Annotated in this window: 16 protein-coding genes and 2 other annotated features; of the genes, 11 read left to right on the forward strand and 5 right to left on the reverse strand. The window is 37.1% G+C overall.

Annotated features, from left to right (window positions below; translation table 11 throughout):
• Nucleotides 1–72 precede the first annotated feature (72 nt).
• The 3 genes from RTP99_RS24740 to RTP99_RS24750 form a co-directional block, all read right to left on the reverse strand.
• The gene (locus RTP99_RS24740) at nt 73–495 is read right to left on the reverse strand and encodes a GNAT family N-acetyltransferase (protein WP_000543275.1); all 423 of its coding nucleotides are present in this window, start codon (nt 493–495) and stop codon (nt 73–75) included.
• Between the two features lies 1 nt (nt 496).
• Nucleotides 497–1,015 carry a YjcG family protein gene (locus tag RTP99_RS24745; protein ID WP_000765874.1) on the reverse strand — a complete coding sequence of 173 codons (519 nt, stop codon included), beginning with the start codon at nt 1,013–1,015 and terminating at the stop codon, nt 497–499.
• A gap of 92 nt (nt 1,016–1,107) precedes the next feature.
• Nucleotides 1,108–1,839, reverse strand: a complete 732-nt coding sequence (locus tag RTP99_RS24750) for an alpha/beta hydrolase (RefSeq protein WP_001076853.1) — start codon at nt 1,837–1,839, stop codon at nt 1,108–1,110.
• Nucleotides 1,840–2,038: 199 nt separating this feature from the next.
• Between RTP99_RS24750 and RTP99_RS24755 the strand changes: the two genes are divergently transcribed.
• Nucleotides 2,039–2,950 (forward strand): DMT family transporter, encoded by a 912-nt coding sequence (locus RTP99_RS24755; protein WP_000808260.1) that lies wholly within the window; start codon nt 2,039–2,041, stop codon nt 2,948–2,950.
• A gap of 76 nt (nt 2,951–3,026) precedes the next feature.
• Nucleotides 3,027–3,422 carry a PH domain-containing protein gene (locus RTP99_RS24760; protein WP_000395143.1) on the forward strand — a complete coding sequence of 132 codons (396 nt, stop codon included), beginning with the start codon at nt 3,027–3,029 and terminating at the stop codon, nt 3,420–3,422.
• Nucleotides 3,423–3,446: 24 nt separating this feature from the next.
• Here RTP99_RS24760 and RTP99_RS24765 read toward each other — a convergent pair whose 3' ends face one another.
• Both RTP99_RS24765 and putP read right to left on the reverse strand, forming a co-directional pair.
• Nucleotides 3,447–3,845: an Ig-like domain-containing protein gene (locus RTP99_RS24765; RefSeq protein WP_000878739.1), complete on the reverse strand. Its 399-nt coding sequence runs from the start codon at nt 3,843–3,845 to the stop codon at nt 3,447–3,449.
• 163 nt (nt 3,846–4,008) lie between these two features.
• Nucleotides 4,009–5,487 (reverse strand): sodium/proline symporter PutP, encoded by a 1,479-nt coding sequence (gene putP / locus RTP99_RS24770; protein WP_000107202.1) that lies wholly within the window; start codon nt 5,485–5,487, stop codon nt 4,009–4,011.
• A 306-nt stretch (nt 5,488–5,793) separates the two neighbouring features.
• Nucleotides 5,794–6,031 (forward strand) — a binding site (T-box leader).
• Nucleotides 6,032–6,073: 42 nt separating this feature from the next.
• Nucleotides 6,074–6,318: a binding site (T-box leader), on the forward strand.
• Nucleotides 6,319–6,370: 52 nt separating this feature from the next.
• Between putP and trpE the strand changes: the two genes are divergently transcribed.
• The 9 genes from trpE (at nt 6,371) to RTP99_RS24815 (ending at nt 14,785) form a co-directional block, all read left to right on the forward strand.
• Nucleotides 6,371–7,786 carry an anthranilate synthase component I gene (gene trpE, locus RTP99_RS24775; RefSeq protein WP_041184652.1) on the forward strand — a complete coding sequence of 472 codons (1,416 nt, stop codon included), beginning with the start codon at nt 6,371–6,373 and terminating at the stop codon, nt 7,784–7,786.
• Nucleotides 7,783–8,370: an aminodeoxychorismate/anthranilate synthase component II gene (locus tag RTP99_RS24780; RefSeq protein ID WP_000636344.1), complete on the forward strand. Its 588-nt coding sequence runs from the start codon at nt 7,783–7,785 to the stop codon at nt 8,368–8,370. The genes trpE and RTP99_RS24780 overlap by 4 nt, the downstream gene beginning before the upstream one ends.
• Nucleotides 8,367–9,392 carry an anthranilate phosphoribosyltransferase gene (trpD, locus tag RTP99_RS24785; RefSeq protein ID WP_001067350.1) on the forward strand — a complete coding sequence of 342 codons (1,026 nt, stop codon included), beginning with the start codon at nt 8,367–8,369 and terminating at the stop codon, nt 9,390–9,392. The genes RTP99_RS24780 and trpD overlap by 4 nt, the downstream gene beginning before the upstream one ends.
• A 1-nt stretch (nt 9,393) precedes the next feature.
• Nucleotides 9,394–10,155 carry an indole-3-glycerol phosphate synthase TrpC gene (gene trpC / locus RTP99_RS24790; protein ID WP_000536713.1) on the forward strand — a complete coding sequence of 254 codons (762 nt, stop codon included), beginning with the start codon at nt 9,394–9,396 and terminating at the stop codon, nt 10,153–10,155.
• A complete protein-coding gene (gene trpF / locus RTP99_RS24795) occupies nt 10,152–10,766 on the forward strand; it encodes an N-(5'phosphoribosyl)anthranilate isomerase (protein ID WP_000865100.1) in 615 nt (204 codons plus the stop codon). The genes trpC and trpF overlap by 4 nt, the downstream gene beginning before the upstream one ends.
• Entirely contained in the window at nt 10,763–11,956 is a 1,194-nt protein-coding gene (gene trpB / locus RTP99_RS24800; RefSeq protein ID WP_001105007.1) for a tryptophan synthase subunit beta, read from the forward strand. Before trpF ends, trpB begins: the two co-directional genes overlap by 4 nt.
• A gap of 3 nt (nt 11,957–11,959) precedes the next feature.
• Nucleotides 11,960–12,736 (forward strand): tryptophan synthase subunit alpha, encoded by a 777-nt coding sequence (gene trpA / locus RTP99_RS24805; RefSeq protein WP_000537831.1) that lies wholly within the window; start codon nt 11,960–11,962, stop codon nt 12,734–12,736.
• A 74-nt stretch (nt 12,737–12,810) separates the two neighbouring features.
• Complete coding sequence (locus RTP99_RS24810) at nt 12,811–13,170, forward strand: DUF4029 domain-containing protein (RefSeq protein WP_000946148.1); 360 nt, start codon at nt 12,811–12,813, stop codon at nt 13,168–13,170.
• A 115-nt stretch (nt 13,171–13,285) separates the two neighbouring features.
• On the forward strand, nt 13,286–14,785 hold the full coding sequence (locus RTP99_RS24815; RefSeq protein WP_000996213.1) for an L-lactate permease: 1,500 nt from the start codon (nt 13,286–13,288) through the stop codon (nt 14,783–14,785).
• The last annotated feature ends 125 nt before the right edge of the window (nt 14,786–14,910 follow it).

Genomic DNA, 14,910 nt, shown 5'->3' on the forward strand with positions numbered 1-14,910 from the left:
ACATTTAACTTTAGCGGAAGAAAAAGAAAATAGCAATGTAAAAAACAGGAGGGGATACCTCCTGTTTTCAAATTACAATTCTTTTATCATAACGATGTGAGGAATATTTGCTTCCATAAATACATCAGAACTCGTTACATATCCAAGTTTCTTATAGAAATCTTCTGCATGTGTTTGGGCATGCAGCTTCAATTTTGGTAGCGAGTTTTCCTTCGCATACGCTTCAAGTGCATCCATAACAATTTTTCCAATGCCTTTTTTACGATGGGAAGCTAGTACGCAAATGCGTTCCATTTTTCCTATTCCATCAATGGTGCGAAAACGTCCAGCACCAACGGGAACATCATTATCATATATAACAACGTGTATGGAAGTTTCTTCAAACTCATCATACTCTTCTTCGGCAGAAACTTGCTGTTCCTTCACAAATACTTGCTTACGTACAGAGAATGCATCTCTTAGTTGTTCGTCCGTTTGTACGATCTGTGCATGCAAATTAGTTGTTCCCCTTTCCAAGGCGGAATGTTTCGTGTACAGTCCACGTTCCGTTTTCTAATTGATATAGAAGGTGGAAGCGGTCAATTGGTTGTTCATAATAGAAATCTTTCATACGTAATCGTCCTAGTACATCAGCATGCTCTGCATCAGATAAGCCTTGTCCGATTGTTAAATGAGGTACGAAAGCGTATTCGCGTTCTTGTGTAAAGAATCCGCTATGCATTTCCTCATTTAAGAAAGTAAGTTCTGGTGTTTTTTCTACTTTAAAATAAAGAACATTATTAACAGGTGCGAATGAACCAACTTTTCCAACGTGAAGGGCAAAAGGGTTCGTTTTACTTGCGATTGTATGTAACTCGTTTACAATCGATTCTAATTGTTCGTCTTGCGTCTCAAAGGGTGTTTTCAATGTAATATGTGGCGGAACTAATGCGTAGTGCGGATCATAACGTTTACGCAATCCGTTCGCTTTATCTTGAATCATTTTAGATGGAAAAATTACAATGCCTAATTTCATGTTCCAATTCCTCCCTTTGTAAGTCTAGTTAGATTTTGAGAAAATAACTCTCTTACTCTATTATATCAAATTATTCTGAATACTGCTCTCTATTATTTCATTGATAGCATATGAGAGAAAGCTTTCGGTAAATCAGTTTGCCAATATTTCCACGTATGATTACCTTCAAATTCCTCGTAATGTGTAATGAAATTTCTATCTGTCAAAAGCGTATGAAGCTCACGGTTCGGCCCTACGAAATCAGATACTTGTCCATCAGTGCGCTTTACAGCTGTTTCTTCTGTCCCAATGACGTGATAAAGTTCTAGTGCCTCTGGATTTTTGAAGTCTTTTGCTAAGTTCATTACTGTTTCATCCACAAATGGTGATTGCATAATGACTTTACCGAATGTATGCGGATACATCAGTGCGGTCATAAAGGAAACTGTTCCGCCAAGAGAATCACCAATTAGCACACGACCTTTTCCCATTTGGTACGTTGGATAATTTTCATCGATATATGGTGCAAGTTCATGAGCAAGGAAACGAATATACGCAGCGTTTTTCACTTCGTTTGGGAAATATTTTTCTTTACGATCGTGTACATTTTTATATGGAATACCGACAATAATTGTACGGTCAATTTCTTCAGTTTGACGAAGGCGCTCAATTACACGGTGTGCTTTACCAAGCTGAAAATAATCTCTTCCATCTTGTGCAATGACCACTGTATGTTTGTGCAGCGGTGTGTAATTTACCGGTAAGTAAACGAGAAGTGTAACATCTTCTTGAAGTGATGCACTATAAAATGAAATCTCTTCAATTCTCCCAATTGTTTGATTCATGTAGATCCCCCTAAATAAAAATTTACTGTAATGATTGTAAGAGCGACGCTTGTAGTGAAAAAGAAAGATTCACTAATAGGTGCTTTCGTTTCTATTTTACCATAATGGTACGAAGAATCTAAAAAATTAGTATTTAAGTTAGGGAAGAAAACGGATATAATGAAGTGGGATTTTTGACAGGTGAGAGGGGAGACGGAATTTGAAACAAGAAAGGTCAATCGCGCTACCATTAGCTATTTCCATTATAGCCATTTCATTCGCAGCAGTTTTTGTAAAGATGTCCTCGGCACCATCTTCCATATTAAGTATGTATCGATTATGGATTATCGTACTTCTTATGCTGCCTATTGTTTGGAAAAAACGGGAAGAGTTTAGTAAGATTCAAATAAAAGATTGGGGATTTTTAATCGGATCTGGTTTCTTTTTAGCACTTCATTTTCTTTTATGGTTTGAATCTTTAAAGCATACAACAGTTGCGAGTTCGACGATTATTTTAGCACTTCAACCAATCGTATCTTTAGTTGGAGGTTTTTTCTTATTTAAAGAAAGAACAACATACTCAGCCATTGCGACAATGGGAATTGCGATATTAGGTGTAGTGTGTATTGGTTGGGGAGATTTAGGACTAAGTGAACAAGCAATTTATGGCGATATATTATCCTTTTTAAGTGTAATAGCAGTTGTCGGTTATTTATTTATCGGCCAAACGACAGTAAAGAAAGTATCACACTGGATTTACAGCTTTACAGTCTTTGCATTCGCCGGTATTTTTATGGGGATTTATAATATAGTATTGCAAGTGCCTTTTACAGGTTATACGAAGTGGGATTGGACCGTCTTTCTTTTACTTGCGGTCGTACCCACAGTGTCACACGTCATTAATAATTGGTTATTAAACTACGTAAATGCAACAACAATTTCGATGAGTATTTTAGGGGAGCCAGTTGGAGCATCTATACTAGCATTCTTCTTACTTGGGGAAAGATTAAATGCTATGCAAATGATCGGTAGCATACTCGTATTGTTTGGTGTATCTGTTTTCTTATTGCAGCAACAAAAAAGAACAGCAAAAAATGTCGTAAACGAGCCTGTTTATACACAGGAATTATAATGTTAAGAGAGAAAAGAGAAGTTATGATACTTCTCTTTTTGTTTTATAGAAATACGGGCGTAGAAGGGGGAGGGAAATGGAGTTTCTATCAAAAAAAGATGCATGGTTATATCCGATTTTTTTCGTTGTCATTGGAGCTTGTTTTGCTCCAATATTTGCAGGAAGAGAATATTTTCTTTTGTTTTTCACAATCCCATTAGCTATCTTATTGATGTGGAGTTGGTTTTCAACAAAATATATTGTTGGAGAAGAAACAATTACTATTAGATCCGGTTTCGTGAAAAAGCGCATATTGATACGAGATATAAAACAAATTTCAAATACGAAAAATCCAATAGCAGCCTATGCATTGTCACTTAATCGACTTGAAATTGTTTACGATACACATCAAACAGAAATTATGTCTCCTAAAGATAAAGAGCAATTTATCAATCTCGTTACAAGTAAAAATCCACACATTGAAATAAAGTAAAAGAGTGGCTTCATAGCCACTCTTTTACTTTGGGTTTGTCATATAAGGTTGTACATGAATGATACATAGGTCCCTGAACTTACCTTCAGCAGTTGTAACAATTACGACTGCCCTACCTGCACTTTTTCCAGTAATCGTTACTGTATCACCTTTTGGATACAGTGTGATAACATCAGCATTCGTATTTGTCCAAATAAGTTCGTTATTGGTTGCTTGTACTGGCAAAACAGTGGCGGACAACTCAGTGCTTTGGCCAGTTCTTATTTTCAACTTATTTTTTTCCATATGAACACCGATGACTGAAATAACAGAAGGAGCGATTGAAATTTTAGGTGGATTAGGTTGTATGTTCAAACAAGACGTAGAAGTATTTGTGATAGGTGAAAATTTTCGTGTTTGTTGTTGCTGGAAAGCTGCTAACATGTTGGAGTCCCCTTTCTGTATAAGTGCTGATAGTACTACTATAAAGGAGTAGTGTTACGTTTAATTTAATGAAACATAAAGAAATTGTTAAATTCGAGCAGAAGATTGTCGAACTTTGAGAAAAAGAAAACTCTGCTGATACGATAACAGCAGAGCTTTTTCTTTATAGATTATGACTATGTTGCTTTTCAAAAGTCTCAAAGTGCTCTTCAACATCTTTTGAAGATTGTGTTAGTAAACTAACAATTACAATTACTAGTAAACTAATAGTAAAACCAGGAATCATTTCATATAAGAATTCTTTTAAGAATTTGAATTGCGTCCAAATAATGACTGTAGCGGCACCAGAAATCATACCAGCAAGTGCGCCCCACTTCGTCATACGTTTCCAATATAGGCTTAATAAAATAGCAGGTCCGAATGAAGAACCAAATCCAGCCCAAGCGTATCCAACAAGAGCTAAAATCGTATCATTTTGTTTAAACGCTAATGCACACCCAACTAATGCAATAACAAGAACAGCCATACGGCCGACAAATACAAGCTCTTTATCAGAAGCAGAACGTTTAAAGAAAGTACGATATAAGTCTTCCGTTACAGCACTAGAAGTAACGAGTAACTGAGATGAAATTGTACTCATAATCGCTGCTAAAATAGCTGCTAATAAAAATCCAGTAATAAGCGGGTGGAATAAAATTTTTCCAAGTTCAAGGAAAATTGTCTCTGGATTGGATAGCTTTAATCCTTTGTCTGAGTAGTATGCAATACCGATAAGACCAGTAAACATAGCTCCAACAACAGAGAAAATCATCCAGCTCATACCAATTCGTCGCGCACTTTTAATTTCTTTTACAGAAGAAATTGCCATAAAGCGTACGATAATATGAGGTTGTCCAACATAACCAAGGCCCCATGCGAATAATGAAATAATACCTAATACAGAAGTACCTTTAAAAATATCTAATAATGTTGGATCAATTGATTTAATTGTGCTAAATGCTGGACCAAGTCCATTTACATTCATAATTGTAACAGTAGGAACAAGAATAAGAGCAATTACCATAATGATTCCTTGCACGAAGTCTGTCCAACTTACTGCTAAGAAACCACCAAATAATGTGTAAGCAACAACAACGCCAGCTACAATGAATAATCCAACGTGGTAGTTCATACCAAATGAATTTTCAAATAATACAGCACCTGAAACGAGTCCTGAAGCTACATAAAAAGTAAAGAAAATCATAATAACAAGTCCAGATACTAAGCGTAGCATATGGGATTTGTCGTGGAAACGGTGTTCCAAAAATTCTGGGATAGTAATAGAGTTGTTTGCAATTTCAGAGTAGGTACGTAAGCGAGGAGCGACATATAGCCAGTTTGCGTATGCGCCTAATGTCAGGCCGATCGCAATCCAACTACTACTTAATCCAACGCTAAACATTGCACCGGGTAATCCCATTAAAAGCCAACCACTCATATCGGATGCTCCAGCACTTAATGCTGTTACTGCGGGGCCTAGTGTACGCCCGCCAAGCATATAATCTGTTAAGTTGGACGTTCGTTTATAGGCGAAATAGCCAATGACTAACATCCCGAGCATGTAAATAGAGATAGAAGTTAAAGTTAACATCTGCGTACTCATGTAGTTCCCCTTCCTTTTGTCATATCTTTTGATGCGTTATGCATATTTATAATCTATCATGATTATTCTGAAAAATCCATACAGAAATATGAATTTTCAGAAATGTAAGCGTTTTTTGACATCATTTTACTTTTTTAATATATAATATTCATACAAAAAACCTTATTTTTAATAGAGTATTTATTATATTTACATAAAAAGAGGTTGTTTTGTCAATATAATATTGAAAGGAGAGAAAAATAAAATTTTTTAAAAAGTATTGACTTATGAAAAAAGTAAGGTCTATAATGAGTGCAACTTAAAAAAATGCAAGCGTTGATGAAGAAGAGTACACATGATGAACATGTCAGAGAGCTGATGGTTGGTGCGAATCAGTATGGAATTGATGTGGAATGGGCTTCGGAGCTTCCAAACCGAAACGAAAGAAGTAGGCTTTGGCGACATGATCTCATCGATAAAAGAGACACGTATTGTTTTTGATACGGTAAAGTGCGTTACATTCGTAACGAATTAAGGTGGCACCACGGGAGTACCCGTCCTTTCTATAGGATGAGTACTCCCTTTTTGTGTATAAAAAATTAAATAAATGAAATCGTTTAAGTAAGAAGAGTACGTATATTGGAGACGTTACAGAGAGCCGGGAATAGGTGGGAGCCCGGTGCGGTGCCATATACGGAATGGGCTTACGAGAGGTATGCTGAACAATTATTTTCAGTAGGCAACCCGGGTTCCGCCGTTACAAGGATAAGGTATATATTTTGTACCTGAACAAAGCGGGATGCTTTTGCATCCAATACGAGGTGGTACCGCGGTATATTTATCGTCCTCTACATATTTTCGATATGTAGGGGACTTTTTTATTTTTCAGGACGAGGTGAAGGACATGATGACGAAAGAAGAATTTATAAAACAAAAAAGAGAGAGAAAGACATTTTTAGTAATCACTGAAGAAGAAGGAGATAGCATTACGCCAATTTCTTTATATAGACGTATGAAAGGGAAGAAGAAATTCTTATTAGAAAGTTCACAGCTTCATCAAGATAAAGGACGCTATTCCTACTTAGGGTGTAATCCGTATGGGGAAGTGAAAAGTATCGGTACGGAAGTGGAACGAACGATTTACGGCCGGGCAGAAAAGTTGCAAGGTAACGTACTAGAAGTGTTAGAAGAAATCGCGTCAGCTCAAGTAGACAGTCCATTTCCGTTTTGCGGAGGAGCAGTTGGTTATATTGGCTATGACGTTATTCGGCAATATGAAAACATTGGAGCAAATTTACACGATCCATTGAATATTCCAGAGGTACACCTTTTACTGTACCGTGAGTTTATCGTGTATGACCACTTACGCCAAAAGTTGTCGTTTGTATATGTATGCAGGGAAGATGATGCAGCAGATTATGAAGAAGTATACGAAAGGCTGCGAGTATACAAAGAGGAAGTGCTACAGGGAGAAGAAGCGGAAGTAACTGAAATAAGATCAACATTATCATTCACTTCTTCTATAACGGAAAAAGAATTTTGCGTAATGGTAGAAACGGCGAAAGAACACATTCGAGCCGGGGACATATTCCAAGTCGTATTATCCCAGCGTTTACAAAGTGAATGTATTGGTGATCCATTCGCGTTATACCGAAAACTACGAATTGCCAATCCATCACCATATATGTTTTATATCGATTTTCAAGATTATGTTGTAATCGGTTCTTCGCCAGAAAGTTTGCTATCGGTAAGAGAGGATAAAGTGATGACAAATCCAATTGCTGGTACGAGGCCGAGAGGGAAGACAAAGCAGGAAGATACGGAAATTGAAAAAGAGCTGTTAGAAAATGAGAAAGAGCGAGCAGAGCATATGATGCTTGTAGATCTTGGGCGAAATGATATTGGTAGAGTGAGTGAAATCGGCTCAGTTACGATAGATAAATATATGAAAGTAGAAAAATATTCTCACGTTATGCACATTGTATCTGAAGTTTACGGAACATTGCGAAAACAAATGAGCGGATTTGATGCATTAGCGCATTGCTTACCGGCGGGGACGGTATCAGGTGCTCCGAAAATTAGAGCGATGGAAATTATAAATGAGCTAGAGAATGAAAAAAGAAATGTGTACGCCGGTGCAGTTGGATACGTTAGTTTTTCAGGGAATCTTGATATGGCGCTTGCCATTCGAACAATGGTCGTGAAAGATGAGAAAGCATACGTTCAGGCAGGAGCGGGGATTGTCTACGATTCAGACCCAGTTGCTGAATATGAAGAAACATTAAATAAAGCGAGAGCGCTCTTGGAGGTAATGAAATGATTGTACTTATCGATAATTATGATTCATTCACATATAACTTGTATCAACTACTAGGCGAATACGAAGAAGAAATTGTTGTCGTAAGAAATGATCAAATAACGATAGAACAATTAGAAGAAATGAAGCCGAAAGGAATTGTGCTTTCACCAGGACCAGGAAAACCAGAGGATGCTGGAATTTGTATGGAAGTGATTCGTCATTTTTATAAGAACGTTCCCATATTAGGTATTTGTCTTGGTCATCAAGCAATTATATCAGCATTTGGAGGAGATATTGTAAGAGCAGAGCGCATTAAACACGGAAAAACATCACGTGTGAAACATAACGGAACGTCAATTTTTTCGTATGTGACACAACCGCTAACAGCGATGCGCTACCATTCTCTTGTTGCAGCACAAACAAGCTTGCCACAGTGTTTTGACATACTAGCGACAGCGATGGACGATGGAGAAATTATGGCAGTTCGTCACAATTATTATCCACTCTTTGGATTACAGTTTCATCCGGAATCAATTGCGACAGAAGAAGGCGGAAAGTTAATACGTGCCTTTTTAGGCGAAGTGAAAGAGGAGGAAAGAGTATGAATAACTATCTTCGTAAATTAGTGGAGGGGCAACATTTAACAGAAGAGGAAATGTATAAAGCAGGACTTCTTTTATTAAATGAAAACATATTGGAAAGTGAAATTGCAGCTTTCTTAGTCTTACTGAAAGCGAAAGGTGAAACTGCAGAAGAAATATACGGTCTCGTCCGAGCTCTTCGTGAAAAGGCATTACCGTTTTCGAATCATATACAAGGAGCAATGGACAATTGCGGGACAGGTGGTGACGGTGCCCAAACGTTTAATATTAGTACAACATCGGCATTTGTACTGGCAGGAGCTGGTGTAAAGGTTGCAAAACATGGTAACCGTGCTGTTTCTAGTAAAACAGGAAGTGCAGATTTATTAGAAGAACTCGGTGTAAATATTAGCAGTACGCCAAACGAAATTGATTATTTATTAGAGCATGTCGGAATCGCATTTTTATTCGCACCAGCGATGCACCCAGCATTAAGACGCATTATGAAAATAAGAAAAGAATTAAACGTGCCGACAATCTTTAACTTAATTGGCCCTTTAACAAATCCGGTAAATTTAGAAACACAATTTGTCGGCATTTATAAAAGAGATATGTTACTACCAGTTGCGCAAGTATTACAAAAGTTAGGCCGGAAACAATCGCTTGTCGTAAACGGAAGTGGTTTTTTAGATGAAGCGTCATTACAAGGGGAAAATCACGTAGTCCTTTTAAAAGATAATGAAATAGTAGAAATGAGTATTGATCCAGAAAAGTATGGTTTTTCAAGAGTGAAAAATGAAGAAATTAGAGGGGGAAATTCAAAAGAAAATGCAAAGATTACGCTCGGCGTATTGAGCGGAGAAAAGAGTGTTTATCGCGATACAGTTTTATTCAATGCAGGTCTAGCTCTTTTCGCAAATGGAAAAACGGAAACGATTGAAGAAGGAATTAAACTCGCGGCATATAGCATTGACTCTGGAAAAGCATTAGCCAAATTAAACTTATTAATTGCAGCAAGCAACGAAAAATTAGAAAGGGTGAACTAAAGTGGGGACGATTTTAGATAAAATTGTAGAACAGAAGAAAAAGGAAGTTGCGACATTATATGAAACATATACACCAATAAAAGAAAGTAGAAAGACACATTCACTCGTAGAATCATTACAGCAGTTTACTGTTATTGCAGAAGTAAAGCGAGCATCACCATCAAAAGGAGATATCAATTTACACGTTGATGTAAGAAAACAAGTGAAAACATATGAAGAATGCGGCGCGGGTGCTGTTTCTGTTTTAACAGACGGTCAATTTTTTAAAGGGTCATTTTATGATTTACAAACAGCAAGAGAAGAAAGTAGCATTCCGCTTTTATGTAAAGATTTCATAATTGATAAGATTCAAATTGATAGAGCGTATGAGGCTGGCGCAGATATTATTTTATTAATTGTAGCAGCGTTACCGAAAGAGAAGTTAAAAGAGCTGTATAGCTACGTACTAGAAAAAGGGTTAGAAGCAATTGTTGAAATTCATGATGAAGAGGAATTAGAAATTGCAATCGAATTAAATCCGCACGTTATCGGTATTAACAACCGTAATTTAAAAACATTCGAAGTCGATTTAGGCCAAACAGAAAAGCTTGGAAAACGATTAAATGAGGAGAAATTACTTTGGATTAGTGAGAGCGGAATTCATTCAAAAGAAGATATAATCCGCGTCAAGCGAGCTGGAGCAAAAGGTGTATTAGTTGGAGAGGCACTTATGACATCATCTTCTATTCGTACCTTTTTTGAAGATTGTAAGGTGAACATATGAAAGTGAAAATTTGCGGCATCACTGATATGGAAACAGCAAAACGTGCTTGTGAATACGGAGCAGATGCACTCGGATTTGTTTTTGCAGAAAGTAAGCGAAAAATTACTCCAGGGCTAGCGAAAGAAATCATTCAGGAGCTTCCAGCCAACGTGTTAAAAATCGGTGTTTTCGTAAATGAATCAGTAGAAATGATCCAGAAAATTGCAGATGAATGCGGGTTAACGCATGTACAACTACATGGGGATGAAGACAATTATCAAATTAGAAGATTGAATATTCCGTCTATAAAGTCACTAGGAGTAACTTCAGAGAGTGATATGAAAAACGCTCAAGAGTATGAAACAGATTATATATTATTTGATAGCCCGAAAGAAAAGTTTCATGGAGGAAATGGAAAGACATTTTCTTGGGAGTTACTTGCGCATATGCCAAAAGAATTACGAGAGAAAACGATATTAGCTGGTGGATTAAATGCTCTTAATATAGAAGAAGCAATTCGAACTGTTCGGCCATATATGGTCGATGTGAGCAGCGGAGTAGAGACAGAAGGAAAGAAAGATGTAGAGAAAATAAAACAATTTATTATAAAAACGAAGGAGTGTTCCAAATGAATTACGCATATCCAGATGAAAAAGGTCACTACGGTATATACGGAGGACGATACGTTCCAGAAACGTTAATGCAATCTGTATTAGAACTAGAAGAAGCATATAAAGAGGCGATGGAAGATGAAGCATTTCAAAAGGAATTAAATCATTATTTAAAAACGTACGTCGGAAGAGAAACACCGCTATATTATGCTGAAAATATGACGAAGTATTGCGGCGGTGCAAAAATTTATTTAAAACGTGAAGATTTGAACCATACAGGAGCTCATAAAATTAACAATACAATTGGTCAGGCACTTCTTGCAGTAAGAATGGGTAAGAAAAAAGTTGTCGCTGAAACAGGGGCTGGACAACACGGAGTCGCAACAGCTACTGTATGTGCCCTTCTCGGATTAGAATGCGTCATTTTTATGGGAGAAGAAGATGTAAGACGTCAAAAATTAAATGTGTTCCGAATGGAATTACTCGGAGCGAAAGTAGAAAGTGTGGCGGCAGGTAGCGGTACATTAAAAGATGCGGTAAACGAGGCGCTTCGTTACTGGGTTTCACATGTGCATGATACGCACTACATTATGGGATCTGTTCTTGGACCACATCCATTCCCACAAATTGTCCGTGATTTCCAAAGTGTAATTGGGAAAGAAACGAAAAAACAATATGAAGCGTTAGAAGGAAAGTTACCAGAAGCTGTTGTTGCTTGTATTGGTGGTGGTAGTAATGCGATGGGAATGTTTTATCCGTTCGTGCATGATGAAGAAGTTGCTCTTTACGGCGTAGAAGCAGCTGGAAAAGGAGTTCATACAGAACAGCATGCAGCTACTTTAACGAAAGGAAGCGTTGGCGTTCTCCACGGATCGATGATGTACCTTCTGCAAAATGAAGAAGGACAAATTCAAGAAGCTCACTCTATTTCAGCTGGACTTGATTACCCGGGGGTTGGTCCAGAACATAGTTTACTAAAAGATATTGGCCGCGTTTCTTATCATTCCATTACTGATGATGAAGCGTTAGAAGCGTTTCAATTATTAACGAAAAAAGAAGGAATTATCCCGGCGTTAGAAAGCTCGCATGCTGTCGCATATGCATTAAAATTAGCGGCGCAAATGAAGAAAGACGAAGGGCTTGTCATTTGTTTATCTGGCCGTGGTGATAAAGATGTAGAGAGTATAAAACGTTATATGGAAGAGGTGTAAAAGATGGGAGTAGAAAAAATTAAAGCAGCATTTGAAAATGGTAAGAAAGCATTTATTCCGTACGTAATGGGCGGAGATGGTGGCCTTGAAAAGTTAAAAGAAAGAATTCGTTTTCTAGATGAAGCAGGAGCAAGCATCGTTGAAATTGGTATCCCATTTTCAGATCCAGTTGCAGATGGCCCAACAATTCAAAGAGCAGGGAAACGAGCACTAGATAGCGGTGTAACAGTAAAAGGCATTTTTCAAGCATTAATAGAGGTAAGGAAAGAAGTACAAATTCCGTTTGTACTTATGACATATTTAAATCCAGTACTCGCATTCGGAAAAGAACAATTCATCGAAAATTGTATAGAAGCAGGGGTGGACGGTATTATCGTTCCAGATTTACCGTATGAAGAACAAGACATTATTGCACCGCTTCTCCGAACTGCAAATATCGCTTTAATCCCACTCGTTACCGTTACAAGCCCAATTGAGCGAATCGAGAAAATTACGAGTGAATCAGAAGGGTTCGTCTACGCCGTTACAGTAGCGGGCGTAACAGGCGTACGTCAAAATTTTAAAGAGGAGATTCATAGTTATTTAGAAAAAGTAAAATCACATACGCATTTACCGGTAGTGGCAGGGTTCGGTATTTCAACGAAGGAACATGTAGAAGAGATGATTACAATATGTGACGGAGTTGTCGTTGGAAGTAAAGTGATTGAGCTGTTAGAAAATGAAAAACGAGAAGAAATATGTGAATTAATACAGGCAACAAAACAAAAAGAAGAGGCATAAGTCTCTTCTTTTTGTTTTGTGTAATAAATGTTGAAATATACAGAAAATACATATAATTTAGAGGGGGAGAAAGCATGCTAAGACGTAAACTACTATATCTTCTCTTAACTGTACCACTATACGCTTGGCTCATTAGCATGACGAAAATAGAGTTGATGGCTCTATTTTTAGGATATGTATTCATCTTTTCTAACTTAAATCGCATTCAAGAGCAATCTATTTTAGAAATATGTATATTTTCGATTAGTATAGAACTATTTAGTATCGTTTCGATTGTATTATTAAATGAAGTATTCCGATGGATCCATTCATTTGAATTCATGAAATTTGGAAATGTTGTATTGCAAGTCATATGTGCTTATATTGTGTTTGTTCTGTTAGATAAAATGGTCGGACAGCAGACAGTTTTTCAGGATAAAAGAAAATGGGGGTGAATGAAAAAGGTGCCGTTTGGCTCCTTTTTTAAATCTGTTACAAAAACAATTGAAATTTATGTCATCTGTTATATAATAGTTAAAAATTGTATTTTTAATGAAAAGAGATGATAACATGGCCATATTGTTGGCACTTATCCCAATTATGATGATTTTCATTTGTTTATTTTTATTTAAACAAACGTCATTAAGGTCTTCTTTAATTGCTTATGTGGTGTCTGTTGGAATCGTTTTACTCTCGCCAATGTTTCAACTAGGGATAAGTGAAACTGTGCACGCAACGATTAAAGGTTCGTTAATTTGTTTTATTGTTGGGTACGTTTTGTTTTTCGGTATTTTTTTATTTCACCTCATGAACAAAATGGGGTACATCGACCAAGTAGCACGTTTTTTAGAAGAAGTGACGCACGATCGTTTATTACAAATGCTTCTTATGTGTTTTGGTATTTGCCCACTAATTGAATCAGTAAGTGGATTTGGAATTGGCTTTATGGTTGCAGCACCTATTTTTCTTTCCTTAGGCTATAAACCGTTTCAAGCTGTACTGCTCTCGTTTATCGGCTTACTAGCTAGTTCATGGGGGGCAATGGCAACTGGTACGATTATCGGTTCGCAACTTATCAATATGCCGCTTACAACACTCGGTACAAATACAGCGCTATTAAGTATCCCGATGTTTGCTTATTTTGTCATTCTTTCTTTACATGTTGTTGGTGGCTGGCAGGCGGTTATTGAAAAGTGGAAGGAAGGAATCGGCTTCTTTCTATTATTTTCTCTCGGAATCTATCTTTCTAACGCATACGTAAGTGTTGAACTCGCAGGTATATTAAGTTCTATCGTTACCATTACATTTGGCTTTCTTATCATTAAATTAAAAGGAAAAAGTGAGCAAAATCTAATGTCAGAACATGCTGCGGCAACAGAAAGAGAAGTATCTATTATAAAAATTATTAGCCCTTATATATTCTTAACCGTTTGTATTTTACTTTCTCGTCTCGTACCAGCATTGCATGATGTATTCAGATCATATGCCGTCCTTGATCTAAAATCATTCTCTTACAAATTAGAAATGCTGTATTCACCAGGATTTTGGCTCGGTATGACTTGTTTATTTACAATCATTTTCTTCCGAATTCCATCAAATATTATTAAACAATCACTCTCGCAAACGATAAAACAATGGATTCCCTTTGCGATTACGACGACAATGTTTATCGCCATTTCAGAACTAATGGGTGCATCTGGCATGCATTCATTACTTGCAAAAACGGCTGGTGAAACATTTGGAACCTTTTTCGTTTTCGTTGCTCCGTTCATCGGCGGAATCGGTGGCTTTTTAACAGGTAGTAATGCAGGATCAAATGCGATGTTTATAAAACTACAAATGCAAACGGCACAAAACGTAGCACTCCCGTGGCAATACGTCACAACATTGCAAAATACCGCATCATCAGTAGCGACAATTGCTTGCCCATCACGGATTACATTAGGTGCGTATTTATGTAACATTCCGTATCGTGAAAATGAACTATTAAAGAAGACGACGTTAATGATTTTTGGTGCGGTATTACTTATAGTAGTGGAAGTTATTTTCTGGTATATGTTGAGAAATTAAAAATCCTCCTAACATAGGAGGATTTTTTTTATAATTGGATAATGTTTTAAACATGAAAAGCTTCTACTAAGTCAACAACCCGCCACTTAACACCCTTACGGGTCGTTTGAAGTGGGGGCTTGCGT

The organism is Bacillus sp. (in: firmicutes) (assembly GCF_031983925.1).
GTDB lineage: Bacteria > Bacillota > Bacilli > Bacillales > Bacillaceae_G > Bacillus_A > Bacillus_A pacificus.

Excerpts from the sequence above, each read along its gene's own strand:
- RTP99_RS24745 (WP_000765874.1), bottom strand. The coding sequence starts at position 1,015 with ATGAAATTAGGCATTGTAATTTTTCCATCTAAAATGATTCAAGATAAA.
- RTP99_RS24750 (WP_001076853.1), bottom strand. The coding sequence starts at position 1,839 with ATGAATCAAACAATTGGGAGAATTGAAGAGATTTCATTTTATAGTGCA.
- RTP99_RS24760 (WP_000395143.1), top strand. The coding sequence starts at position 3,027 with ATGGAGTTTCTATCAAAAAAAGATGCATGGTTATATCCGATTTTTTTC.
- RTP99_RS24765 (WP_000878739.1), bottom strand. The coding sequence starts at position 3,845 with ATGTTAGCAGCTTTCCAGCAACAACAAACACGAAAATTTTCACCTATC.
- putP (WP_000107202.1), bottom strand. The coding sequence starts at position 5,487 with ATGAGTACGCAGATGTTAACTTTAACTTCTATCTCTATTTACATGCTC.
- trpE (WP_041184652.1), top strand. The coding sequence starts at position 6,371 with ATGATGACGAAAGAAGAATTTATAAAACAAAAAAGAGAGAGAAAGACA.
- RTP99_RS24780 (WP_000636344.1), top strand. The coding sequence starts at position 7,783 with ATGATTGTACTTATCGATAATTATGATTCATTCACATATAACTTGTAT.
- trpD (WP_001067350.1), top strand. The coding sequence starts at position 8,367 with ATGAATAACTATCTTCGTAAATTAGTGGAGGGGCAACATTTAACAGAA.
- trpF (WP_000865100.1), top strand. The coding sequence starts at position 10,152 with ATGAAAGTGAAAATTTGCGGCATCACTGATATGGAAACAGCAAAACGT.
- trpB (WP_001105007.1), top strand. The coding sequence starts at position 10,763 with ATGAATTACGCATATCCAGATGAAAAAGGTCACTACGGTATATACGGA.
- trpA (WP_000537831.1), top strand. The coding sequence starts at position 11,960 with ATGGGAGTAGAAAAAATTAAAGCAGCATTTGAAAATGGTAAGAAAGCA.
- RTP99_RS24810 (WP_000946148.1), top strand. The coding sequence starts at position 12,811 with ATGCTAAGACGTAAACTACTATATCTTCTCTTAACTGTACCACTATAC.
- RTP99_RS24815 (WP_000996213.1), top strand. The coding sequence starts at position 13,286 with ATGGCCATATTGTTGGCACTTATCCCAATTATGATGATTTTCATTTGT.